Source organism: Roseomonas gilardii subsp. gilardii, from assembly GCF_023078375.1.
Lineage (GTDB): Bacteria > Pseudomonadota > Alphaproteobacteria > Acetobacterales > Acetobacteraceae > Roseomonas > Roseomonas gilardii.
The window spans coordinates 3,520,784-3,543,799 of record NZ_CP095554.1 but is presented as its reverse complement, the minus strand read 5'-3'; the positions used below and the strand labels follow the sequence as shown (position 1 = coordinate 3,543,799).

The following is a 23,016-nucleotide window of genomic DNA, read 5'->3' as shown; positions in this document are numbered from 1 at the left end:
CCCGACGCCCCTCGCCAGCACCGACCGAGAAGCCGCCCCCCCGATGCCCGAACTCCTGCTCGAACTCTTCTCCGAGGAAATCCCGGCGCGCATGCAGGCGCGCGCGGCGGAAGACCTCGCCCGCCTCCTCGCCGAGGCATTGAAGCCCGCCGGCCTCGTGCTGCGGAACCTCCGCACCTTCCACGGCCCGCGCCGCATCGCCCTGGTGGCGGAACTGCCGGAGGCGACGGCGCCGGTGGCGGAGGAGCGGCGCGGCCCGCGCGCCGACGCGACCGGCCCGGCGCTGGAGGGCTTCCTGCGCTCCACCGGCCTGACGCGGGAACAACTGGAGGAGCGGGAAGGGAAGGGCGGCACCTATCTCTATGCGGTGATCTGCCGCGACGGCCGTGCGACGGGCGATGTGCTGGCCGAGGCGATGCCGCCGCTGCTGCGCCGCTTCCCCTGGCCCAAGTCGATGCGCTGGGGTGGCACCTCCTCCTTCACCTGGGTGCGGCCGCTGAAGCGCATCCTCTGCACCTTCGGCGGCAGGGTCGTGACGTTCGACCTGCGGCAGGGAGAGGATGACGGGCACGGGCTCGCCGCCTCCGACCTGACGGAAGGGCACCGGCTGATGGCGCCCGGCACCTTCGCCGCCCACTCCCTGGCGGAGTGGGAAAGCGGACTGCGCGCCCGCAAGGTGATCCCCGGCGCGCCGGAGCGCGAGGCGCTGATCGAGCGCGAGGTCGCGCGCCTCGCCGGTGCCGAGGGGCTGGAGGTGGTGCCCGACCGCGGGCTGCTGACCGAGGTGGCAGGGCTGGTGGAATGGCCGGTGCCGCTGATGGGCGGCATCGACGACGCCTTCATGGACCTGCCGCCCGAGGTGATGCGCACCACCATGCGGGTGAACCAGCGCTATTTCGCCCTGCGCCACCCGGATGGGCGGGCGGCGAACCGCTTCGCCCTGGTCGCCAATATCGAGGCGGTGGATGGCGGCAAGGCGATCGTGGCGGGCAACGAGCGCGTGCTGCGCGCCCGGCTTTCCGATGCCCGCTTCTTCTGGGATGGCGACCGGCAGCAGACCCTGGAAAGCCGGCTGCCGAAGCTGGCCGACGTGGTCTTCCATGCCAAGCTGGGCACCCAGGGGCAGCGGGTGGAGCGTCTGGAGCGCTTGGCCCGCTTCCTCGCCCCGCTGGTCGGCGCCGATCCGGAGAAGGCGGCGCGGGCCGGCCGGCTGGCCAAGGCGGACCTCGCCTCCGGCATGGTGGGCGAGTTCCCCGAGCTGCAGGGGCTGATGGGCCGCTACTACGCCCTGCATGACGGGGAGGCGCCGGAGGTGGCCGAGGCGATCGGCGCGCATTACCGTCCGCTCGGCCCCGGCGACGAGGTGCCGCGCGAGCCGACCGCTGTCGCCGTGGCGCTGGCCGACAAGATCGACCAGCTCGCCGGCTTCTTCGCGGCGGATGAGCGCCCGACCGGCTCGGGCGACCCCTATGCGCTGCGCCGCGCCGCTCTGGGCGTGATCCGCATCATCCGGGAGAACGGGCTGCGCCTGCCGCTGTCCGAGGTGATCGCCGAGGCCTTCTTCGGCTATCCCGCGGCCCAGGGCCGGACGGCCGACCCGGAATTCGGCATGGCGGTCGCGGCCGAGAAGATGAATGCGGGCTTCCAGCCCCCCGCAGGCTCCGCGCAGCCGCCGATGGTGGCCGCCTTCGCCGCCGGCCTGCTGGACTTCCTGGCGGAGCGGCTGCGCGTGCAGCTCCGGGCCGAAGGGGCGCGGCATGACATCCTGGCCGCCGCTTTCGGCGCCGGCTCCAGCCAAGGGGGAGGCCGGGGAGGGGAGGACGATCTTGTCCGCCTGCTCGCCCGGGCCGATGCGCTGCGGGACTTCCTCTCGACTCCGGAAGGGGCAGACCTCCTCGCCGCCTATCGCCGCGCCGCGAACATCCTCCGCATCGAGGAGAAAAAGACCGGCGAAGTTCCCGCGAAGGTTGATCCCTCCCTGCTGACCCTGGCGGAAGAGGTCCGGTTGTGGGAAGTTCTGAATGATATTGATGTTGCGGTGCGGGAAGCGCTTGACTCGGAACAGTTTTCGACGGCCATGACTGTTTTTGCGACGCTGCGGGGACCCGTGGACGCATTTTTCGAGAAGGTCGTGGTGAATGACGCCGATCCGGCGCTGCGCTACAACCGCCTCGGCCTGCTCAAGACGCTCCGCGCCGCGATGGACCGCGTCGCGGAGTTCCAACGCGTTGAAGGCTGAAGAGGGACGAGCCTGATGACCAAGTGGGTGTACGGTTTCGGTGCCGGCCGGAACGACGGCAAGGCCGACATGCGCAACCTCCTCGGCGGCAAGGGTGCGAACCTGGCGGAGATGGCCTCGATCGGCCTCCCCGTTCCACCGGGCTTCACCATCACCACCGAGGTCTGCACCTACTACTACGACAACGGGAAGCAGTACCCGAAGGAGCTGAAGGACCAGGTGGCCGAGGCCCTGGCGCGGATCGAGAGCGCGGTGGGGATGAAGTTCGGCGATGCCGCCAACCCGCTGCTGGTCTCGGTGCGCTCCGGTGCCCGCGTCTCCATGCCGGGCATGATGGACACGGTGCTGAACCTCGGCCTGAACGACGAGACGGTGCAGGGCCTGGCGAAGCGCTCGGGCGACGACCGCTTCGCCTGGGACAGCTACCGCCGCTTCATCCAGATGTACGGCTCCGTGGTGCTGGGCGTGGACCATCACCGCTTCGAGGAGATCATCGAGGAGGCGAAGCACGCCTCCGGCGCGGTGGAGGATACCGAGCTGACCGCCGCCGACTGGCAGAAGGTGGTCGCCGCCTACAAGGAGATGGTGGCCGAGGCGATCGGCAAGCCCTTCCCCCTCGACCCGCAGGAGCAGCTCTGGGGCGCCGTCGGCGCCGTCTTCGGCTCCTGGATGAACCCGCGCGCCAATACCTATCGCCGCCTGCACGACATCCCCGCGAGCTGGGGCACGGCGGTCAATGTCCAGGCCATGGTCTTCGGCAACATGGGCAATGACTGCGCCACGGGCGTCTGCTTCACCCGCGACCCCTCGACCGGCGAGAACATCTTCTACGGCGAGTACCTGATCAACGCGCAGGGCGAGGACGTGGTGGCGGGCATCCGCACGCCGCAGCCCATGTCCAAGGCCCGCGCCAAGCCCGGCGAGGTCTCCATGGAGGAGGCGATGCCGGAAGCCTATGCCGAACTCTGCAAGGTGCGTGAGACGCTGGAGCGTCACTACACGGACATGCAGGACATCGAGTTCACCGTGCAGAGCAACAAGCTCTACATGCTGCAGACCCGCAACGGGAAGCGCACCGCCGCCGCCTCGCTGAAGGTCGCGGTGGACATGGCCGAGGAAGGGCTGATCGACCATCCGGAGGCGGTGAAGCGCGTCGCCCCGGGCTCGCTCGACCAGCTCCTGCACCCGACGCTCGATCCGAAGGCCAGCCGCAAGGTGCTGACCAAGGGCCTGCCGGCCTCGCCGGGCGCGGCCTGCGGCGTGGTGGTCTTCTCGGCGGAAGAGGCCGAGGCGCGCGCCAACAAGGGTGAGGCGGTCATCCTGGTCCGCATCGAGACCAGTCCCGAGGATATCGCCGGCATGCATGCCGCCAAGGGCATCCTCACCACCCGCGGCGGCATGACCAGCCACGCGGCCGTGGTGGCGCGCGGCATGGGCCGGCCCTGCGTGGCCGGTGCTGGCGGCGTGGTGGTGGATTATGCGGCGGGCACGCTCTCGGCCGGCGGTACGGTGGTGCATGCGGGCGAGACCATCACCCTGGACGGCGCGACCGGCGAGGTCTTCCTCGGCGCCGTGCCGATGATCGAGCCGCAGCTCTCCGGCGACTTCGCCACGCTGATGGGCTGGGCCGACGCGGTGCGCCGTCTGAAGGTGCGCGCCAATGCGGAAACCCCACTGGATGCCGACACGGCCCGCAAGTTCGGCGCCGAGGGCATCGGCCTCTGCCGCACCGAGCACATGTTCTTCGACGCGGACCGCATCGGCTCCGTCCGCCAGATGATCATGTCCGAGACCGAGGGCGGCCGCCGCGACGCCCTGGCCAAGCTGCTGCCCTTCCAGCGCTCCGACTTCGTCGAGCTGTTCCGGATCATGGCCGGCCTGCCGGTGACGATCCGCCTGCTCGACCCGCCGCTGCACGAGTTCCTGCCGCACAAGGACGAGGAACTGGCCGAGGTGGCGGAGAGCCTGGGCACGGACCTCGCCACCATGAAGCGCCGCGCGGCGGATCTGGCGGAAGCGAACCCCATGCTCGGCCATCGCGGCTGCCGCCTGGGCGTGACCTATCCCGAGATCTACGAGATGCAGGCCCGTGCCATCTTCGAGGCCGCCATCCAGGTGGCCAAGGAGACGGGCAACGCGCCGGTGCCGGAGATCATGATCCCGCTGGTCGGCATGAAGAAGGAGCTGGAGATCACCCGCGCCCAGGTGGACAAGGTGGCGCAGGAGGTCTTCGGCGAGACGGGCACCACGCTCGACTACTCGGTCGGCACGATGATCGAGCTGCCGCGCGCGGCGCGTGACGGCGGACAAGATCGCGGAGGTCGCGGACTTCTTCTCCTTCGGCACCAACGACCTGACGCAGACGACCTTCGGCCTGTCGCGCGACGATGCCGGCAAGTTCCTGCCCTACTACGTGGAGAAGGACATCCTGCCCAAGGACCCGTTCGTCTCCATCGACGTGGAGGGCGTGGGCGCGCTGGTGGAGATCGCGACCGAGAAGGGCCGCAAAGTCAAGAACGGCCTCAAGCTCGGCATCTGCGGCGAGCATGGCGGCGACCCGGCCTCGATCCAGTTCTGCGAGAAGGTCGGGCTCGACTACGTGTCCTGCTCCCCCTACCGCGTGCCGGTGGCGCGCCTGGCGGCGGCGCAGGCGGCGCTGTCCAGCGCTGGCGCTGACCGCACGGCCTGATTCCGCCCGACGGACGGCGTGATCGGAGCGGCGGGGCCTCGGCCCCGCCGTTTTTCGTTATGGGCCGGCCTGAAGCCTCGCGGGGCGAGGACCGTTCTTCCGGCATCCCCGAAAATGGAGCGCCGGCCATGTACGAAGAGATGCAGAAGGTCCCGCCGCAGAAGCAGGACAGGCAGCCCGGTCTGGAATCCGAAATGGTGCCGAAGCCTGCCGCCGAGATGCGGCACTGGAAGGGTTCGGGGAAACTGGCGGGCCGGAAGGCCATCGTGACCGGCGGCGATTCCGGCATCGGCCGCGCCGTGGCCATCGGCTTCGCCAAGGAAGGGGCCGATCTGTTCATCCTCTACAAGGACGAGCATGAGGACGCCGCCGAGACGAAGCGGCTGGTGGAGGCGGAGGGCCGGCGCTGCGAGACCGTCGCGGGCGATGTGGGCGACCCGGCTTTCGCACGCGCCGCCGTGGAGAAGGCGGCGGCCTTCCTCGGCGGCATCGACCTGCTGGTCAACAATGCGGGGGAGCAGCACGAGAACAAGGATTTCGCCACGATCGGGGAGGCGCAGGTGGAGCGCACCTTCCGCACCAACATCCTGGGCTACATGTGGATGGTGAAATACGTGCTGCCGCATCTGAAGGAAGGCAGCGCCATCGTGAACACTACCTCCGTCACCGCCTATCGCGGCAGCCCGCATCTGGTGGACTATTCGGCGACCAAGGGCGCCATCCTGGCCTTCACCCGCTCCCTGGCCGCGCAACTGGCGGAGAGGAAGATCCGCGTGAACGGCGTGGCGCCCGGGCCGATCTGGACGCCGCTGATCCCGGCCTCCTTCTCGCCGGAGGAGGTGGAGAAGCACGGCGGCAGCACGCCGCTGGAACGCAGGGGCCAGCCGGACGAATGCGCGCCCGCCTATATCTTCCTCGCCTCCGATGCCGACAGTTCCTACATCACCGGGCAGGTGATCCATCCCAATGGCGGGGAGCCGGTGAACGGCTAGAGAATGTGACGCGCATCACAGGAGGATGACGAGCCATAGACGTCGCGTCACCGCTCACCTGAGCTAGGTTCGCGTCCTCGCCCGCGCCCGTGCAACAGCTCCACCGGCGCCAGCTCGTCGTGCACCGCCCGCACCAGTTCCAGGCCGTCCGGTTGCCCGAGGTGCCCCCTGGCCGGCTCCCGGCCAGCCAGGTGTTCACTGCCCGCACCACATGCTCCCAGGTGCGCCCTTCCTCGATCCGCTGGCGGATCACGGTAGGAAGCCACTGCCCGGCGCCGGCCGTGACCTTGGCCCGATAGGCATCCTCGCGGGCGTGCCGCGGATGGCGCGGCGGCAACCCTTCGGATCTTCATCACAGCCGACGATCACGTTAAAGCATCAGAATAAGAAAAATCGTGGCCAAACCGGTAAGAAGTGCGACCAGGACTGTCCACGGCATAGTATGGCGGAGAACCGCACCCTCCTGGCCTTTGATGCCAGCGATACTGGTTCCAAGGACGATGTTTGCCGGTGCAATGGCATTGCCGTAAGCGCTGCCAGCTGCTTGCGCGGCGATCACCGTCTCGGTGGAAAGCCCATGCAACTGAGCCACGCTCGCCTGAACGCCGCCGAACAGCACGTTGGAAGCGGTGCTGCTAGAGGTCATGAACGCGCCCAGGGCACCAATGACGCTCGCGACACCGGCGAAGACCAGCGGAGGTGAAACCGCGGCGATCCCATAGGCAATAGTAAGTGTCTGGCCGCTGTGATCCAGTATGCGGCTCGTCACGAGGAATGCAATGACGGGTACAGAAGCGGGAACCGCATCGACCAGGAGCGCCGACCAGATGCTCTCGGCTTGGCGATGTTGCGCCCATTTGTGGTAGTAGCCACACCCCCTGTAGATGACCCACACGACCAGCGCCGTCACCAGCAGCATGGCACCAGGGTGGGTAAGTGGGGCAATGGGCGCATAGCGCGCGATTTCCGGGTTGCGTACGCCGAATCCGGTTTCCACCGTTGGGAACGGCAATCCGATGCGCACGTCGCGCATCAGCGCGTTGAGACTTGGAATCAGCAGAACGCTTAGTGTCACCACCGTCAGAATGACATAAGGCAGGAAGGACATGGCGAGGCTCATCACCGGCGCAGTCTCCTCCGACGAACTTGTGGCCCGTTCCATCATGGCAGGCCGCTCGCGGATGCCCTGGATCGGATCGCCGTAGCGACGCCAGCGCGACAAGGGATAAAGGGCCAGAAGCGCCGCGGCGGCGGCGAGGAAGGTCGACAGCTCAGGGCTCAAGATAGCGACGAGCAGTTGTCCGACACCGAGGATCGTACCCAGGATCAGCACAAGCGGCCAGGCATGGCGTACCGCCGGTCCCCGGCCATAGAGCCAAACGACAAGAAGGCCGCCAAGATAGGTCGGAATTAGAATCAGAAAGGACGCCTCGACAGCTGCCCGGACAATGTTGTCCAGATAGGCAACCTGTAGCGTCGCCAGCCATCCCACCCCCAGAGTGCCATAGAACCGCGCCCACGCATGCGCGACGACCCCCATAACCACCGCGTAGACCGGCTTGACACCGACGGCAATGAGCAGCGGCACCACGACGGCGACCGGTGCGCCGAAGCCGGCAATGCCTTGCAGGAAGGATGCAAACACCCAGCTTAAAGCGAGAATAATGAACAACTCGTTCTGACTGAAACGGGATATTCCCTGCCGTAGTGCGTCGTAAGCACCCGCCTGTTTGGTGACCTGATAGAGAAGCAGCGCCGGCCATATCACGTACAGGATGAATATCGCATCCCAAACGCCCTTGCCGCTGGCAACGGCCAGCGTTTCCCACGGCGTACGGAATGCGACGAGTGCCACGATTGCCGCAGTGAACATGGCCATCGGTCCCGCCTCCGGCGCGCGCCATCGCAGGGGAACCAGGAAAACGAGGAGCGCGACGATAGACAAGACCGCCAATACCCAGTGCAGGAGATCAACCGGAACCTGAGCCGCTTCCATGAATTTTCTCCGTGAGTCATTGTATTGCCATGCGCCGGTGGCCAGTTACTTCTCAGAACCTCCAGTAGAGGGGCACGATGACCACTGTGACGATAAGTGTCCAGGCCATGATCAACAGGCCGAGGCGCCAGAAATCACCGAAACGGTAACCACCTGGCCCATAAACCATCAGGCTCACGCCGTTCGCAAAGGGGGTAAGGAAAGACGCACTCGCACCCATCGCGACACCCATGATGAGGGGAAGCGGGCTGACCCCTAACTCGGACGCGGTGGCGAAGCCTATCGGCATCATCACGAGGGCAGCCGAGGTGTTCGAGATGAACTGAGAGATGAGTGCAGTCACGACGAAAATTCCCGCGAGCACCGCGTGTGGACCGGCGCCGCCCAGTAGTTCGACAACATGGTCGCCAATGAGTTCGGCTGCGCCGGTCTTCGTCATGGCCGTCGCAGGCGGGATCATTGCACCGATCAGGATGCAGGTGTTCCAGTCGATTCCGCGATAGAACTGCGCGAGCGTCAGTACCCGTCCCAGAACCATCAGCGTGGCGCACACCACGGCGGCGATCGGAGCCGGGACGATGTCGAAAGCGAGCAGCAGCACCAGCAGGAGCAGAACGGTGATTGCCATCGCAGCGCCTTGACCAAGCGCGACCGCTTGTCTTTGCACAGCCTCGAGCGAGTCAACGACGAGCACTTTGGGATCAGCCAGATACTGATCGAGTGCCTTCCAGGTTCCTTGCAGTAGGAGATGGTCGCCAGCGCGGAGCGTGATCGTCCTCTGACGGATCTCCTCGCTGCCCCGCTGGATTGCCAGGACCATCAGGCTACCATCTTCCGTCGTCATGCCCGGAAAGGCCTGTTGACCGATGAGGTTTGAACGCTGCGGAATAACAACCTCCGCGAGGCCCGAGCTGCGACTCATCAGAAGATCGGCAATCGACCCGTCGGTATCGCTTTCGCGGACGGAGAGATGCATGTCCGCCGCAAACCGGCCGGCCTGTTCGGCTTCTCCACGGACAAGCAGGATATCGCCCTCAGCGATCTCCGGTCGTTGTAGCGGTGCTAGCGTATCGCCTGCCAGGATGGAAACCAACTGCAGACCGCCGAACGTTTCCGGGGCGATTTCACCACGTGGTCTGCCAACTAACGGTGAGGTGTGACGGACGCGGAAGTAATGCAGCCCGTCGTCGAGACGATACTGCTCGACCAGCGTTTCTGCATGCGCACTGAAATCCGCCGGTATCGACTGACCATGTCGCTCGGGCAGCAACGACCGACCGAACGCCAAGGTAAGCACAATGGTCCCGGCCAGAAGCGGTACACCGAGTACTGCCCATTCGAAGAAGCCAATGTGTCCGGCACCACCCTCGTCGGCCTGGGTGGCAGCGATAAGGTTCACCGGTGTACCGAGGAGCGTGAGCTTGGAACCTGTCAGGCACGCGAAGGCGAGCGGAATCATCAGCCGGGAGGGAGCTACACGCGTTCGAACGGCAACCACGACAGTGATCGGCAGCATTGCCGCGACGGCCCCATTCATGCCGATCAGGCCGCTGAACACCGCCGCGCTGATCATGATGGCGAACAAGCGCCACGAATCGTTCGTGCCGGTATGGCGAATTAGCAATTGACCGGACCATGCACCGACACCTGCCATTTCGAGCCCGGTGGCGATCGCGAGCAGCGCGGCGATCATGACCACCACGGGGTCGCCGAATCCACTAAGCGTCTCGTGCATTGTCAGAATGCCGCTGAAATATAGTGCGAGTGAAGCGCCCACGGCCACCGCCGCCGCGGGGATACGATTCCACGCAAATAACGCCATAGCTACGAGGATGATCGATAGCGTCGTGATGATCTGTGCCACGTGGCTTGCTCCGAGGATCTGCGCCCTGTTTGCCTGGAATCTTCGAAGCTTCTACCCGAGGGGGGATGCTAGTATCCTATTGCAGCGCCATCCCCGCGGGGATCGGCGCCGCCCTCGAAAAATCCCTGTTCCCGATCAACGCGGATCGCGCTGGCGTGCCCCATATTGTCGTTCCAATCGGTGACCATCTGCACCGGCTGGCCTCGGCGCTTCAGCTCGCGCGCGACCTCGTCGGAAATCCGCCCTTCAAGCGACAGGTGACGCGATTGCGTGCCCCAAGTGCGGCCCATAAGCCAGCGTGGCGCCTCGATGGCCTGCTGGACGTCATAGCCGAAATCAACGATGCGCGTCACGAGCGCCGCGTGTGATTGCGGTTGCCCTTCGCCACCCATGGAACCAAATGCAAGATATGGCATGCCATCGCGCATGAGGAGCGCCGGGATAAGGGTATGGAAAGTGCGCTTGCCTGGCTCCAGGCGATTGGGGTGCGTGTCCTCCAGGGCAAAGAACGCACCGCGATTCTGAAGGATGATCCCGGTATCGCCAGCGACGATAGCGCTACCGAAATCGTGGTAGATGGACTGAATGAGCGACACGACCATACCATCGCGGTCGGCTGCGCAGAAATAGCACGTGTCGCCGTCCGGAATGCGACGTGCGTGGGGGTGCGAATACGCGATCCCCGCCGGCACCGCGGCGATATCGAGTGCCCGGTCTGGCTGAATGAGCTGGCGTCTCCGGTCCGCGTACTCCTCGCTGATGAACTCGTCGACCGGCATGGTGATGAAGCGGGGATCGGTCAGCCACTCGTCGCGGTCGGCAAAGGCCACTTTCACAGCCTCTGCCATGTGGTGGTAGTAATCGGCTGTCCCGTCCCCCCACGCGGCGATGTCATAGCCGGCAATAAGGTTGAGGATCTGCAAGGCAGTGAAGCCTTGTGTGTTTGGCGGCAGTTCGTACACGTCATAGCCACGATAACGAGCCTTGATCGGATCAACCCATTCGGCTCGAAATGCGGCAAAGTCCGCCGGGCGTAGCGGACACCCATCAGCTTGGAGCGCACCGCACAAACGTTGCGCGATGGAATCCTCGTAAAATGCGCGGGCACCTTCCTTGGCAATGACCTCAAACGAACGGGCCAGATCGGTTTGCCTGAGCCGCTGACCTTCCCGCGGGACATGTTGGCTGGGCAAGAAGATGGCGCCGCTAGTGGGATACTGCGAGAGAATTGCTTCGTCCTGTGACAGCCAATCAGCAAGCGAACGGCTGACCGGCATGCCGTCACGGGCATAACCAATCGCTGCAGCGAAAAGGTCTGCCCAAGCAACACGACCGTACTTCTCATGCGCTATGCGCCACCCATCGACGGCACCAGGGACGGTAAGCGCGCTCAGCGGGCCACGCGAGGGGATTGCACCACCCTTTCGATAGTAGTCGGCGGTGGCCATTTGCGCAGCGGGCCCGCTCGCGTTGATCCCGCGCACCTGTCCGGTGCCGGGTTCCGCCACGAGCCAGAACCCGTCGCCCCCAAGCCCCGCCATATGGGGATAGACGACACAGAGGACTGCGTTTGCCGCAATCGCGGCGTCGACGGCGCTGCCTCCCTGCTGGAGGATGGCGAGCCCTGCGCTACTCGCCAGATAGTGCGGCGTGGCGATAATCCCATTCTGGGCGAGTGTGGGTGGACGCCCTGTTCGCGGACCGTTGGGATGACTCACAATCCCCTCCCATTGTCGGACTGTTCTGGCGCTCACTCGGCTCCGGTTACGACACGCGGTCGTCGAACTCGATGCCGGCGTCTCGGATCGTGTCCGCAGAGTGATCCATGTAGCGGGTCAGGACAGGCAGCAAGCCGCCTGCAATGAGGCTGAGCAGCCCGATCCACCAGACCCAGTTATTACCGGCCGTGGCTCCCAGGCTTATGATCGGGAATGCTGTAAACAGCAGCAACAGAGCTATGCATTCCGATCTGAGTTTTTTGTCCATCTTGCTGCCTCCGGATCTTGGGGCTGCGGCAAAGGGTTAGGTCATGACAAAATATTGCATTTGCAGGACGTAACATGTCTATTCACCAAGTGATCACGATAAACTGTTTCCCGGTTCGAACACTGTTTCTGCATCCCGTTGTTTGGCTGTGCGTCCCAAAATGCCGGATGAGGGGGCACCTGATCTGATCATGCTCATCGTTCCGGCTGCCTGGACCAAGTGGTCAATCCTTCCGGCGGCCCGTCAGATCGATGGCATTCGTATCGTCTGCTTGTATGATGGATTGCCCAGCGCAGCTCGACATGTAAACGGCATGGGCCACCGGGTGGGACGGCAACCGCCAGCAGCAGATCCACCTTGGCGCTATTCGCACCAAGTGCCTGCATGCCCTCTTTCCCATCTGCTGCCTCTACTGTCCTGATTCCGTAGTTCCTCCGATCTGCTGGGATCGGGGGCAGAAGCACTGGATGGCGGCGGGAATGTCGTCGGCGGATTTGGCCCAGCGAAAGGGCTTGGGGCTGGCGTTATGGGCATCGAGGAACGCGCGGATATTGGCCTCAAGCTGGGCGGTCGAGCGGTAGACCCCGCGCCGGAGTTGGCGCTCGGTCAGAAAGGCGAGGAAGCGCTCGACCTGGTTGATCCAGGATGCGCCGGAATTCACGGCAGCGGTGCCTGGGGTAGCAGCGGCCGATCACCGCGCCGGTGGTGATGTCGAGGGCTGCGAACAGCGAGGTCGTGCCATGGCGGGTGTAGTCGTGGGTGCGGTGCTCAGCCTGGCCAGGGCGCATCGGCAGCAGAGGCTGCGTGCGGTCGAGTGCCGGGATCTGGGGCTTCTCGTCTACACCAGGACCAGGGCGCGTTCGGGCGGGGCCATGTAGAGCCCGACGATGTCGTGCATCTTCTCGACGAAGAGTGGATCGGTTGAAAGCTTGAAGATCTCGCTCCGATGCGGTTGCCGCTGATCTGGCGCGGCGTGCCCGGTCTGGGCTCATCCAGAAGCCCGTCCAGCCGCTGTGCGGCAAAGCGGCGCCACTTGCCCGCCGTGTTCGCGTCCGGGCCCACCTCAGTGCAGATCGCCCTGTTCTCCAGCCCCGTCACCGCTGCCAGTACGATCCGGGCCCGCCTCGCCATCGCCTGACCGGTCTTGTGCGCCCGGGCCAGTGACTCCAGTTCCCGCCGCTCGGTATCACCCAGCGCAATCGACACCGCAGGCTTGCCCATCGGCGCCCCCTACGATCATCCTCATGATCGTAGAAACTTCACGATCAGGACCCTAGGCAGGCCCCCGCCGATGGCGAAGAGACGGGCCAGCAGATGTCCATAGCCGCGGGCATCGTCCAGGGCACGATGGGTGTGCGCCGTCTCCCCCAGCCATTCCGCCGGATAGTGCTCCACCCGGCAGCGTTCCGGTGGCCAGTGCAGCCGGCCCGCCGCGAAGGAGTGCAGGCAAAGGGGCGTGCCGCGGAAAAGCGGGTCCACCGCGCGCGGAACGGGCACGAGGCGCGTTCCGGTGAAGCGCTGCAGGTAGAGGTCCATCCAGGGACCATCCACCGCCAGCGGGTGCGCGGCGAAGACCGGATCGCCAGGCAGGCCCCGCACCCAGGCCACAAAGCGGGCCATGACGGCCTCCGCCGGCTGCGGGTCCCGTGTCGCGGCCTCCCAGGCCAGGGGCTGGGTGGCGAACCAGCCCAGCGTGCCGGGATCGGGTTCCGCGCCCGGGAAGGGGGCCAGCACGGCCTCGAAATCCGCGACCTCCCGCCCATCCGCCGCCACGGCGACGGCGCCGATCGAGAGCAGCGAGTTGCGGCCCGGCGTGGGGCCGTCGAATTCGGTATCCGTCACCACATAGACCGGCGTCACCGCGAATCCCTTCACCCGGAGTGCCGCATCCTGCGCCGGACCCGTGGCTCTTGTCTTGTGCGCTGCATCAAAGGAGCGTCAGACGGTCTTCTCCGGCAGGTGCATCCAGGCGGGCAGCCGGGGCGTCAGGCTGGCCTCGCCACAGCGCAGGGGCTCGCCCGCCGTGATCGCCTCCAGCCGCAGCAGGGCCATGCCCTGGCTGCCCAGGCCGGAACGCATCGTGCCGGCCTCCACCTCACCCCGGAAGACGGGCGTGCCGGGCGCGGGCAGGGGGCCATCCACCGTCACGGGAACGAGGCGCCGCTTGACCAGGCCGCGATAGCGGGTGCGGGCGGTCAGCTCCTGGCCCATGTAGCAGCCCTTGGTCCAGGAGACGCCGTGCAACTCGTCGAAACCGGCCTCCAGCAGCACGGATTTCTCCGCCTCCATGTCCCGCGACCCGTCGGGCAGGCCGAGTTCCAGCCGGTGCAGCGCATAGGCGGAAGCGTCCATGGCACCGTGCATCGGCTTGTCCAGCATCGCACGCCAGCCGGCATCGGGCAGGCGCGGATCGGCGAAGACGATCCCGTGTTCCGGCGCGGGGCTGCTCCACCCGGCATGGACGGCGAATTCCGCCGAGGCGTCGCGCAGCGCCACCTTGGAGCGGAGGCGGAAGCGGGACAGCTTCGCCACCAGCATCTCCACCTGGGCGCGCTCGCCATCGAGCAGGAAGCGCTCCGGCTGTGCCAGCACGAAGAAATCGGCCAGCCACTTGCCCTGGGGGGTCAGCAGCGCGGCCCAGACGGCCTGCCCTGGGGCCAGGGCGGCGACGTCGTTGGAAATGAGACCCTGTAGGAAGGTGGCCCGGTCCTCGCCCGAGATCTCCACCACGCCACGGTCCGGCAGATAAGCGATCGGCATGGGGCAGAGTTGGCGCGGAGACAGCGTTGCTGCAACCGGGAACATGCTATGAGGCGCCCCGCATGCGCATCCTCTTCGTCACCTCCACCCGCATCGGGGATGCGGTCCTGTCCACCGGGCTGCTGGACCACCTGCTGCGCGCCTATCCGGAGGCGCGCTTCACCATCGCCTGCGGGCCGGTGGCGGAGGGGGTCTTCGCCCGCATGCCGCGCCGGGAGGAGACCATCGTGCTCGCCAAGCGCAGCCTGTCGCTGCACTGGCTGGAGCTGTGGCAGCGCGTGGCGGGGCGGCGCTGGGACCTGGTGGTGGATCTGCGCGGCTCGGCCCTGGCCTGGACCCTGCGCGCCGGCAACCGCGCGGTGATGCGGGGCGGGCGCCGCCCGGGACACCGGCTGGGCCATATCGCCGAGACCCTGGCGCTGGACCCGCCGCCCATGCCGGTGGCATGGACGGCGCCGGAGGATGAGGCACGGGCGGACGCGTTGCTGGGGCTGGCGCCCGCGCCGCTGCCCGGGCAGGCTCCGATCCTCGCCCCCATCCTTGCATTGGGGCCGACCGCCAACTGGTCGGGCAAGATCTGGCCCTGGGAGCGTTTCGAGGCCCTGGCCCGCAGGCTGACCGCGCCGGACGGGCTGCTGCCGGGCGCCCGGATCGCCGTGCTGGGCGGGCCGGGGGAGACCGAGCGGGCCATCGCCGCGCCACTGCTGGAGGCCCTGCGCAACCATCCCGGCGGTGTCACCGACCTGCTGGGGAAGCTCTCCCTGCCGGAGGCGGCGGCGGTGCTGCGCCGCGCTGCGCTCTTCGTCGGCAATGATTCCGGGCTGATGCACCTGTCCGCCGCTGCCGGCACGCCGACGCTCGGCCTGTTCGGCCCAACCCCGGCCGATGAATACGCACCCGCCGGCCGCGCCGCGCGGGCGGTGATCGCGGCGGATGGCAGCATGGCGGGGCTGTCCGTGGCGCAGGTGGCCGAGGCGGCCGGACAGCTCCTGCCGGCGCGCCTGGCGGCGTGACGGCGGGTCTGCCCCCGGCGCCACGCGGATGGCGGGACGAGTGCCCCTTGCCCCTCCACACGCGCCTGTGCCACCACCCCCGCATGCCGACACGCCGCGCCGCGCCTTGCACCCCGTCCACCGATCAGCCGAGTCCGGACGCGCGGTGAGGGTCGCGCAGGTGATGGCCGGTGCCGCCAAGGGGGGCGCCGAGACCTTCTACGAGCGGCTCTGCCTCGGACTGCATGACAGCGGCGAGGAGGTCCTGCCGGTGATCCGGCGCGAGCCGGCGCGCGAGGCTCGGCTGCGGGAGGGGGGCCTCGCCCCCGTCACGCTGGGCTTTGGCGGTCCGCTCGACCTGCTGACCGGGCCGCGCCTGCGCGCCGCGCTGCGGCGCTTCCGCCCTGCCGTGACGGTGGCCTGGATGAACCGCGCCGCGCGCTTCACGCCGAAGGGCGACTGGACCCTGGTGGGGCGGCTGGGCGGCTATTACGACCTGCGGCACTACCGGCGCTGCGACCATCTGGTGGCCAATACGCGTGACCTCGTCGCCTGGATCACCCGGCAAGGCTGGGCCCCCGGGCGCGTGCACCACCTGCCGAACTTCGTGCCGGACCTGTCCGGCGCCATGCCCGCCACGCTGCCCGCCCCGCCCGGGAAGCGGCGGCTGCTCGCCATGGGCCGTCTGCACCGCAACAAAGGCTTCGACGTGCTGCTGCGCGCCTTGGCGGACCTGCCGGAGGCGCATCTCTCCCTGGCCGGCGAAGGCCCGGAGCGCGCCACGCTGGAAGGGCTGGCGCGGGAGCTGGGCCTCGGCGACCGGCTCTCCTTCCTGGGATGGCGCACCGAGACCGGGGCACTGCTGGCGGGGGCGGAGGTCTTCGTCTGCCCCTCCCGGCACGAGCCGCTGGGCAATGTGGTGCTGGAAGCTTTCTCTGCCGCGCGCCCCGTCGTGGCCGCCGCAGCCCAGGGACCCAGGGAGGTGATCCGCGAGGGCGAGACCGGGCTGCTGGTGCCGTTGGAGGAGCCCGCCCCCCTGGCGGCCGCGATCCGCCGCGTGCTGGACGACCCGGCCCTGGCGGAACGCCTCGCCGGCGCCGGGCGGCGGGATTTCGAGGCCGAGCACGCGGCGGCGCCGGTCCTGGCGCGATGGCAGGGCTTCCTGCGCGCCGTGGCGCCATCGGAGGCCGGTTCCCCTGGCCGGGAGGCGGGCTGATGTGTGGCATCGCGGGCCTCGCCCTCCGCTCCGGCCAGGCACCGGATTCCCGGGTGCTGGAGGCGCTGACCCGCGCCCTGGCGCATCGCGGGCCGGACGGGCAGGGGCACCATGTCGTGGGCTCGGTGGCGCTCGCCCATACGCGGCTGGCGATCATCGATCTGGAGACGGGCGACCAGCCGCTTTTCGCCGGGCCGGCGGCACTGGTCGGCAATGGCGAGATCTATAACAACCCGGAGCTCCGCGCCGCGCACGGCTTCTCCTGCGCCACCGGCAGCGACTGCGAGCCGCCGCTGCATCTGTGGCGGCAGGAGGGCATCGGTTTCGCCGACGGGCTCCGCGGCATGTGGGCGCTGGCCATCCATGACCGCTCGGCGCGGCGGGTGGTGCTGTCGCGCGACCCTTTCGGCATCAAGCCGCTCTACATCGCCGAGGTGGCGGGCGGCATCGCCTTCGCCTCCGAGCCGCAGGCGCTGGTCGCCGCCGGGCTGGTGACGCCGCGCGTCCGGGCGGAGAGCCGGGACGAGCTGATGCAGCTTCAGTTCACCACCGGCGCGGACACGATCTTCGAGGGCATCCAGCGGGTGCTGCCGGGCGAGACCCTGGCCATCTCGGACGGCGCCGTGGTGGAGCGGCACCGCCAGCCCGCCCTGCCGGAAGGCGGGCCGGAGGAGATCGGCGAGGCCGAGGCCATCGCCCGCTTCGGCCGCGCCTTCGCCGAGGCGGTGGAGTTCCACCAGCGCGCCGACGTGCCCTATGGCATGTTCCTGTCCGGCGGCACGGACAGCGCGGCGGTGCTGCACGCCATGTCGCGGCTGAACGAGCGGCCGGTGCTGGCCTTCACCGCCGGCTTCGACACGGGCGACAAGGACGAGCGCGAGCAGGCCGCCGCCGCCGCGAAGGCCGCGGGCGCCCGGCATGTGCGGCTGGAGGTGACGGAGGCCGAGGTCTGGCGGCACCTGCCGGAGATCGTCGGCGCCATGGACGACCCGGCGGCGGATTACGCCATCGTGCCGACCTGGTTCCTCGCCCGCCGGGCGCGGGAGGAGGTGAAGGTCGTGCTCTCCGGCGAGGGCGGCGACGAGATCCTGGCCGGCTATGGCCGCCACCGCTCCGCCATGCGCCCCTGGTGGCTGGGCGGCAAGGCGATGCGCGCCCATGGCACCTTCGACCGGCTCGACGTGCTGCGCGATCCGCCGCGCCTCTGGCGGGACGGGTTCGAGGCCGCCGAGACCGCTGCCGCCACGCCGGGCCGCACCCGGCTGATGGCCGCCCAGGCGCTGGACATCGCCGACTGGCTGCCCAACGACCTGCTGCTGAAGCTGGACCGCTGCCTGATGGCGCATGGGGTGGAGGGGCGGGTACCCTTCCTCGACCGGGCGGTGACGGCGGCCTGCTGGCGCCTGCCGGACGGGCTGAAGGTGCGGCGGGAGACCGGCAAGTGGCTGCTGCGGCAATGGCTGGCGCAGAATTTCCCGGCCTCGCAGCCCTTCGCGAAGAAGAAGGGCTTCACCGTGCCGATGGGGGCCTGGATCGCCTCCGCCGCCGATCGCCTGGCGCCCCTGGTGGCGGCGCAGCCCGGCGTGGCGGAGATCGCGCGGCCGGAGCGCATCCTGCCGCTGTTCCGCGCGGCGGGCGGCAAGCGCGAGGGCTTCGCCGCTTGGCACCTGCTCTTCTACGCGCTCTGGCACGCGCGGCATGTCGAGCGGCGGGCCATGCGGGGCGATGTCTTCGAGGCGTTGTCGGCCCGCTGACGCCATGCGCCCCTATCTTTTCCTGCTGGTGGCCATCTGCGGGGAGGTCGCGGGCACGCTGTCGCTGAAGGCTTCGGATGGCTTCACCCGCCTCTGGCCCTCAGCCGTCACGGTGCTCTGCTACCTGCTGACCTTCTACATGCTCTCGCTCGCCATCCGGACCATCCCGGTGGGCGTGGCCTATGCCATCTGGTCGGGCCTCGGCATCGTCATGATCTCGGTGCTGAGCCTGATCCTGTTCCGCCAGCATCTGGACCTGCCCGCGATGCTCGGCATGGCCCTGATCCTGGCCGGAGTGCTGGTGATCAACGTCTTCTCCGGCACGGCGGGGCACTGACGGCGATATCGCCATGCGCGCCGCGTGAGCGGAAGGCCGGGAAAGCCATGCTCCCCCGGCCATTCCATCATTCCGCCGCCTGGGCGCGGAGCGTGCGCGCGGCCGCCACCATATTGGCGATGGCGGGCCGCACCTCTTCCCAGCGCCGTGTCTTCAGGCCGCAATCCGGGTTCACCCAGAGCCGGTCCGCCGGGATGCGCTGCGCCGCGGCCAGCAGCAGGCGGCGCATTTCCTCCGCCTCCGGCACGCGGGGGGAATGGATGTCCCAGACCCCCGGCCCGATCTCGTTCGGGTAGCGGAAGTCGGCGAAGGCTTCCAGCAGCGCCATGCGGGAACGGGCCGTCTCGATGGAAATCACATCCGCATCCATCGCGGCGATGGAGCCGATGATGTCGTTGAACTCCGAATAGCACATATGCGTGTGGATCTGCGTCGCGTCGCCAACGCCGCTGGCGGCGATGCGGAAGCATTCCACCGCGTCGTGCAGATAGGCCTCCCGGTCGGCGCGGCGCAGCGGCAGCCCCTCGCGGATCGCCGGCTCGTCGATCTGCACGGCGGCGATCCCGGCTGCTTCCAGCTCCACCACCTCGTCCCGCAAGGCATAGGCGAGCTGGCGGCGCACCGTGGCGGCGGGGATGTCGTCCCGCACGAAGGCCCATTGCATCATGGTGACGGGGCCGGTGAGCATGCCCTTCACCGGGCGCGCCGTCAGCGACTGCGCATAGGCGCTCCAGCGCACCGTCATCGGCGCCGGGCGGGACACGTCGCCATAGAGGATGGGCGGCTTCACGCAGCGGCTGCCATAGGACTGCACCCAGCCATGCTTCGTGACCGCATAGCCCGACAGGTGCTCGGCGAAATGCTCCACCATGTCGTTGCGCTCGAACTCGCCATGCACGGGCATGTCGATCCCGGCTTCCTCCTGCCAGCGGATCGCCTCCACGATCCGGCCGCGCAGGAAATCCTCGTAGCCGGCCTCATCCAGCTCGCCCCGACGGAAACGGGCACGCGCCGCGCGGATCTCCGCGGTTTGCGGCAGGGAGCCGATGCTGGTGGTGGGATAGGGCGGCAGCCTCAGCCGCGCCCGCTGCGCCGCCTGCCGCTCGGGGAAGGGCGCTTGGCGCGTGGCATCCGCGGCGCTGCCCGCCGCCAGCCGCGCCGCCACGGCCGGGTCGTGCAGGCGGGGCGATGCGCGGCGGGATTCCTGCCGTGCATCGCTGTCCCGCAGCGCCGGCTCTATGGTGCCCGGCCCTTCGCGCAGCCCGCGCGCCAGGATGGCGACCTCCTCCAGCTTCTGCCGGGCGAAGGCCATCCAGCCGCGCAGCTCGGGATCGAGCGCTGTTTCCTGCTCCAGGTCGATCGGGCTGTGCAGCAGGGAGCAGGAGGGGGCGACCAGCAGCGCCTCGGGCCGCCGGTTCGCCGCAGCCTCCCGCAGCAGGCCGAAGGCGCGGCGCAGATCGGTGCGCCAGACATTGCGGCCATCCACCAGGCCGAGCGACAGCACCATCCGTGCGGGAGCCGCGCGCAGTGCCGGGGCGAGCTGTTCCGGGGCGCGCACCAGGTCGAGATGCAGCCCCTCCACCGGCAGGCGCAGGGCGAGGTCGAGATTGTCGCGCAGCCCGCCGAAATAGGTGGTCAGCAACAGGGAGAGCGGCGGTGCCACCCCGGCCAGCGCCTGATAGGCGGACTGATAGGCCGCCCGGGCCTTGTCGCCGAGATCGAGCACGAGGCAGGGCTCGTCCATCTGCACCCAGCGCGCTCCCGCGGCGGCGAGGCGGCGCAGCGTTTCCGCATAGACCGGCAGCAGGCCGGGCAGCAGGTCCAGTGGATCGCCATCCCCCTCGGCCATGCGGCCCAGCAGCAGGAAGGAGACCGGGCCGAGCAGCACCGGCCGGGCCGCGAAGCCCGCCTGGCGCGCCTCCTCGAAACTCTCGACCGCCGGGAAGCCGGTCGGCGCGAAATCCTGTCCCGGGCGGAAGACCGGGGTGAGGTTGTGGTAGTTCGTGTCGAACCACTTGGTCATGTCCAGTGCCGGCAGGCCGGTACCCTGGCCGTGCTCGTGCCCGCAACCGCAGCCTTCCTCCTGGCCGCCGCGCCCGCGCGCCAGGGCGAAATAGGTCTCCAGCGAGACAGGCTCCCCCGGCCGCCAGCCATATCCGGGCGGGATGGCGCCAACGGCGCAGGCCGTGTCCAGCACATGGTCGTAGAGCGAGAAATCGCCGCAGGGCACGGTGTCGATCCCGGCCTCGCGCTGCAGGGCCCAGTGGCGGTGGCGCAGCGCGGCGGCGGTGGCGCGCAGGCTGGCCTCGTCGGCCTGTCCGGACCAGAAGCGTTCGAGGGCGGTCTTGAGCTCGCGCCGCGCGCCGATGCGCGGGAAGCCGAGGCTGGTGGCGGTCATGCGTTCCTCCTCCCGGGGCACCCCGCCCCGGTGGAAAAAGGGTTCAGCGCGCCGGCAGGTCTCCTGGCTCGCGGATCGCACGCCGATGATCCTGTCTTCCCAGCCCCGGGCTTGGGGCCAGTGATGCGGCGCCTCGCGGCGCCGCGCGGACCATCGGCTCTCCGCCGACAGTTGCGGGGGCAGCCACCGACTGGGCCGGGCCTTCCAGCCCCGCCGCACGGTGTTCCCTCTTAGCCCCCTCGCGGGGGACCGGTGCGATATAAGGATATGTTTAAATCAGAATGGGAAGGCAAGAGGATTCGTGTCGTCCGGCCGTCTCCTCGCCGCTGCCCCTCCCGGTCGGTGGCAAGCGGTGCGATAAGGCCCCTCCCTGTGAAGGAGATCCCCCCGATGGCGGCCTATGACCTGATCCTGCGCGGCGGCACCTGTGTCCTGCCCTGGGGGGAGGAGCGGACCGATCTCGGGGTGCGCGACGGGCGGATCGCGGCGATCGGCCTCGCCGCCTCCGACACGGCGGAGGAGGTGGTGGACTGCGCCGGGCTGCATATCCTGCCCGGGCTGATCGACCCGCATGTGCATCTGCGCGACCCTGGCCAGGGCGCCGGGCCGGATAGGACGGTGGAAAGCATCGAGACGGGCACGCGCGCCGCCATCCTGGGCGGCATCACCGCGCTCTTCGACATGCCGAACACGAATCCCGCCATCACGACGCGGGAAACGCTGTACAACAAGCGCGCCTATCTCGCCGGCCGTGCCTGGTGCGACATGGGCCTCTATGTCGGCGCCACCAGGACGAACATCGCCGGCCTCGCCGAGCTGGAACTGCAGCCGAATGTCTGCGCCATCAAGGTCTTCGCCGGCTCCTCGACGGGCGACCTGATGGTGGAGGACGACGCCAGCCTGGAGGCGGTGATGCGCTCCGGCCGCCGCCGCATCGCCTATCACTCCGAGGACGAGTACCGGCTGCAGGAGCGCAAGCCGCTCTATGCCGCCGGCGGCCCCCATGCGCTGCATGCCGAATGGCGCGACGTGGAATGCGCCTTCCTCGGCACGCGGCGGTTGATGGCGCTGGCGCACAAGACGCGGCGCCCGGCGCATATCCTGCACGTCTCCACGGCGGAGGAGCTGGACTACCTCAAGGACTACCGCGACATCGCCACGGTCGAGCTGCTGGTGAACCACCTGACCCAGGCGGCACCGGAGGCTTATGAGCGGCTGGGCGCCTATGCGGTGATGAACCCGCCGATCCGCGACGCGCGCCACATGGAGGCCGCCTGGGCCGCCGTGCGCGACGGCACGGTGGACTGCATCGGCTCCGACCACGCGCCGCATTCCCGCGCGGCCAAGGAGCGCCCCTGGCCTGCCACCGCCGCCGGGCTGACCGGCGTGCAGACACTGGTGCCGGTGATGCTGAACCATGTGGCCGAGGGACGCCTGCCGCTGGCACGGCTGGTGGACCTGATGAGCGCCGGGCCCGCCCGGGTCTATGGCGTGACGGGCAAGGGGCGGCTCGCCGCCGGCTACGATGCCGATTTCACCATCGTGGACCTGAAGCGCCGCCGCACCATCGAGGAAAGCTGGATCGCCTCGCCCTGCGGCTGGACGCCTTTCGCCGGGATGGAATGCACCGGCTGGCCGGTGATGACGGTGATCCGCGGCGTGCCGGTGATGCGGGAGGACGAGGTGATCGGCGCCCCGCGCGGCGAGCCGGTGCGCTTCGCCGAGGCGCGCGGCGCCTGAGACCGGCACCAGGTCGCTGGCCGGGCCTCCGCGAGGAAGGCCCGGCCCATCGG

General features: G+C 68.5%; 14 protein-coding genes, 2 pseudogenes and 1 riboswitch. Of the genes and pseudogenes, 8 read left to right on the top strand and 8 right to left on the bottom strand.

The window, feature by feature from the left end:
• Positions 1 to 43: 43 nt before the first annotated feature.
• From glyS to MVG78_RS16330, 3 genes and pseudogenes are all read left to right on the top strand, one after another.
• Entirely contained in the window at positions 44 to 2,239 is a 2,196-nt protein-coding gene (gene glyS / locus MVG78_RS16340; protein ID WP_247553315.1) for a glycine--tRNA ligase subunit beta, read from the top strand.
• Positions 2,240 to 2,254: 15 nt separating this feature from the next.
• Positions 2,255 to 4,928: pseudogene (gene ppdK / locus MVG78_RS16335) on the top strand (pyruvate, phosphate dikinase).
• A 128-nt stretch (positions 4,929 to 5,056) separates the two neighbouring features.
• Positions 5,057 to 5,920: an SDR family oxidoreductase gene (locus MVG78_RS16330; RefSeq protein ID WP_247553305.1), complete on the top strand. Its 864-nt coding sequence runs from the start codon at positions 5,057 to 5,059 to the stop codon at positions 5,918 to 5,920.
• A gap of 370 nt (positions 5,921 to 6,290) precedes the next feature.
• Here the strand turns inward: MVG78_RS16330 and MVG78_RS16325 are convergent, their stop codons facing one another.
• The 7 genes and pseudogenes from MVG78_RS16325 to ygfZ all read right to left on the bottom strand — a co-directional run bounded on the left by MVG78_RS16325 (position 6,291) and on the right by ygfZ (position 14,526).
• Entirely contained in the window at positions 6,291 to 7,916 is a 1,626-nt protein-coding gene (locus MVG78_RS16325) for an L-lactate permease (protein ID WP_247553303.1), read from the bottom strand.
• 52 nt (positions 7,917 to 7,968) lie between these two features.
• The gene (locus MVG78_RS16320) at positions 7,969 to 9,780 is read right to left on the bottom strand and encodes an SLC13 family permease (protein WP_247553301.1); all 1,812 of its coding nucleotides are present in this window, start codon (positions 9,778 to 9,780) and stop codon (positions 7,969 to 7,971) included.
• A gap of 68 nt (positions 9,781 to 9,848) precedes the next feature.
• Positions 9,849 to 11,498, bottom strand: coding sequence for a gamma-glutamyltransferase (ggt, locus tag MVG78_RS16315; RefSeq protein ID WP_247553299.1), 1,650 nt, complete (start codon positions 11,496 to 11,498; stop codon positions 9,849 to 9,851).
• A gap of 46 nt (positions 11,499 to 11,544) precedes the next feature.
• A complete protein-coding gene (locus MVG78_RS16310) occupies positions 11,545 to 11,766 on the bottom strand; it encodes a hypothetical protein (protein ID WP_247553297.1) in 222 nt (73 codons plus the stop codon).
• A 409-nt stretch (positions 11,767 to 12,175) separates the two neighbouring features.
• Positions 12,176 to 12,987: pseudogene (locus MVG78_RS16305) on the bottom strand (transposase).
• A 21-nt stretch (positions 12,988 to 13,008) separates the two neighbouring features.
• Positions 13,009 to 13,641: a 3'-5' exonuclease family protein gene (locus tag MVG78_RS16300; protein WP_247553296.1), complete on the bottom strand. Its 633-nt coding sequence runs from the start codon at positions 13,639 to 13,641 to the stop codon at positions 13,009 to 13,011.
• 63 nt (positions 13,642 to 13,704) lie between these two features.
• Positions 13,705 to 14,526 carry a CAF17-like 4Fe-4S cluster assembly/insertion protein YgfZ gene (gene ygfZ, locus MVG78_RS16295; RefSeq protein ID WP_247553294.1) on the bottom strand — a complete coding sequence of 274 codons (822 nt, stop codon included), beginning with the start codon at positions 14,524 to 14,526 and terminating at the stop codon, positions 13,705 to 13,707.
• A 62-nt stretch (positions 14,527 to 14,588) separates the two neighbouring features.
• Here ygfZ and MVG78_RS16290 point away from each other — a divergent pair, with 62 nt between their 5' ends.
• The 4 genes from MVG78_RS16290 to MVG78_RS16275 all read left to right on the top strand — a co-directional run bounded on the left by MVG78_RS16290 (position 14,589) and on the right by MVG78_RS16275 (position 18,825).
• The gene (locus tag MVG78_RS16290; RefSeq protein ID WP_247553292.1) at positions 14,589 to 15,539 is read left to right on the top strand and encodes a glycosyltransferase family 9 protein; all 951 of its coding nucleotides are present in this window, start codon (positions 14,589 to 14,591) and stop codon (positions 15,537 to 15,539) included.
• A gap of 163 nt (positions 15,540 to 15,702) precedes the next feature.
• Positions 15,703 to 16,734, top strand: coding sequence for a glycosyltransferase (locus MVG78_RS16285; protein ID WP_247560475.1), 1,032 nt, complete (start codon positions 15,703 to 15,705; stop codon positions 16,732 to 16,734).
• On the top strand, positions 16,734 to 18,488 hold the full coding sequence (gene asnB, locus MVG78_RS16280; RefSeq protein WP_247553290.1) for an asparagine synthase (glutamine-hydrolyzing): 1,755 nt from the start codon (positions 16,734 to 16,736) through the stop codon (positions 18,486 to 18,488). The genes MVG78_RS16285 and asnB overlap by 1 nt, the downstream gene beginning before the upstream one ends.
• Before the next feature lie 4 nt (positions 18,489 to 18,492).
• Positions 18,493 to 18,825, top strand: coding sequence for a DMT family transporter (locus MVG78_RS16275; protein WP_247553288.1), 333 nt, complete (start codon positions 18,493 to 18,495; stop codon positions 18,823 to 18,825).
• Between the two features lie 67 nt (positions 18,826 to 18,892).
• Here the strand turns inward: MVG78_RS16275 and metE are convergent, their stop codons facing one another.
• Entirely contained in the window at positions 18,893 to 21,223 is a 2,331-nt protein-coding gene (metE, locus tag MVG78_RS16270) for a 5-methyltetrahydropteroyltriglutamate--homocysteine S-methyltransferase (RefSeq protein WP_247553277.1), read from the bottom strand.
• 36 nt (positions 21,224 to 21,259) lie between these two features.
• Positions 21,260 to 21,492, bottom strand: a riboswitch (cobalamin riboswitch).
• 121 nt (positions 21,493 to 21,613) lie between these two features.
• Here metE and MVG78_RS16265 point away from each other — a divergent pair.
• Positions 21,614 to 22,963, top strand: coding sequence for a dihydroorotase (locus tag MVG78_RS16265; RefSeq protein WP_247553275.1), 1,350 nt, complete (start codon positions 21,614 to 21,616; stop codon positions 22,961 to 22,963).
• The last annotated feature ends 53 nt before the right edge of the window (positions 22,964 to 23,016 follow it).

Excerpts from the sequence above, each read along its gene's own strand:
- glyS (WP_247553315.1), top strand. The coding sequence starts at position 44 with ATGCCCGAACTCCTGCTCGAACTCTTCTCCGAGGAAATCCCGGCGCGC.
- MVG78_RS16330 (WP_247553305.1), top strand. The coding sequence starts at position 5,057 with ATGTACGAAGAGATGCAGAAGGTCCCGCCGCAGAAGCAGGACAGGCAG.
- MVG78_RS16325 (WP_247553303.1), bottom strand. The coding sequence starts at position 7,916 with ATGGAAGCGGCTCAGGTTCCGGTTGATCTCCTGCACTGGGTATTGGCG.
- MVG78_RS16310 (WP_247553297.1), bottom strand. The coding sequence starts at position 11,766 with ATGGACAAAAAACTCAGATCGGAATGCATAGCTCTGTTGCTGCTGTTT.
- ygfZ (WP_247553294.1), bottom strand. The coding sequence starts at position 14,526 with ATGCCGATCGCTTATCTGCCGGACCGTGGCGTGGTGGAGATCTCGGGC.
- MVG78_RS16290 (WP_247553292.1), top strand. The coding sequence starts at position 14,589 with ATGCGCATCCTCTTCGTCACCTCCACCCGCATCGGGGATGCGGTCCTG.
- MVG78_RS16285 (WP_247560475.1), top strand. The coding sequence starts at position 15,703 with ATGGCCGGTGCCGCCAAGGGGGGCGCCGAGACCTTCTACGAGCGGCTC.
- asnB (WP_247553290.1), top strand. The coding sequence starts at position 16,734 with ATGTGTGGCATCGCGGGCCTCGCCCTCCGCTCCGGCCAGGCACCGGAT.
- MVG78_RS16275 (WP_247553288.1), top strand. The coding sequence starts at position 18,493 with ATGCGCCCCTATCTTTTCCTGCTGGTGGCCATCTGCGGGGAGGTCGCG.
- metE (WP_247553277.1), bottom strand. The coding sequence starts at position 21,223 with ATGACCGCCACCAGCCTCGGCTTCCCGCGCATCGGCGCGCGGCGCGAG.
- MVG78_RS16265 (WP_247553275.1), top strand. The coding sequence starts at position 21,614 with ATGGCGGCCTATGACCTGATCCTGCGCGGCGGCACCTGTGTCCTGCCC.